At 63.0% G+C, this 822-nt stretch carries 1 protein-coding gene; it reads right to left on the bottom strand.

Translation table 11 applies throughout. From position 1 onward, the window contains the following. Positions 1–49: 49 nt before the first annotated feature. Positions 50–822, bottom strand: a 773-nt coding sequence (locus tag ACH13J_RS18360; protein WP_397544788.1) for an IS3 family transposase, incomplete at its 5' end; no start/stop codon positions are given.

Below are 822 nucleotides of genomic sequence, written 5' to 3'. Positions count from 1 at the left end.
TTGACCTGCCACTGAACTTTCATCCAGCCGGAACCGGAGTCCTTTGGGTTCATACGCCGACAAGCGCAGGTGGAGCAACCGAGAGATGCGCGGAGCTTTGAGGTGGCGCAGCGCGGCTGTTGGTTGCGGTGAGCAGCTCCTCGGCGAACGCCTTGGGCGTCTGGTAGCCGAGGGCAGAATGGGGTCTCTCCTCGTTGTAGTCGGTGGCCCATGAGCGGATCACCGTTCTGGCGTGGGTCATGTTACGAAACATCGTCTCGTTCAGAAGCTCATCGCGCATCCGGCCGTTGAAGCTCTCCACGAAGCCGTTCTGCATGGGCTTGCCGGGAGCGATGTAGTGCCACTCGATGTCGCGCTCGGCGGCAAAGGTTAAGATCGCGTTACTGGTCAGTTCGGTCCCATTGTCACTGACAATCATGCCAGGCTTTCCCCGTCGCTCGATCACCTGAGCCAGCTCTCGGGCAACGCGCCGCCCAGAGATCGAGGTATCCGGGATTGCCGCGAGGCACTCCCGGGTCACATCATCGACCACGTTCAGGATGCGAAACCGTCGCCCACAGGCGAGCTGGTCGTGGACGAAATCCAGCGACCAGCGGGCATTGGGCCGCGCCTCGACCAGGATCGGGGCACGCGTGCCTATGGCCTTGCGCCTGGCTCGTCTCTTGCGCACCGCCAGCCCTTCCTCGCGGTAGAGCCGGTAGATGCGATTGATGCCCGAAGGCTCACCCTCGCGGCGCAAGAGCACGAACAGGCGCCGATAGCCGAACCTGCGACGTTCATTGGCCAGATCGTGCAGCCGCTGACGCAGCTCGGTCTCTGGCG

This window comes from Roseovarius salis (assembly GCF_044472985.1).
GTDB lineage: Bacteria > Pseudomonadota > Alphaproteobacteria > Rhodobacterales > Rhodobacteraceae > Roseovarius > Roseovarius salis.
The sequence above is the reverse complement of the archived record's forward strand: the minus strand, read 5'-3'. Positions and strand labels throughout refer to the sequence as shown.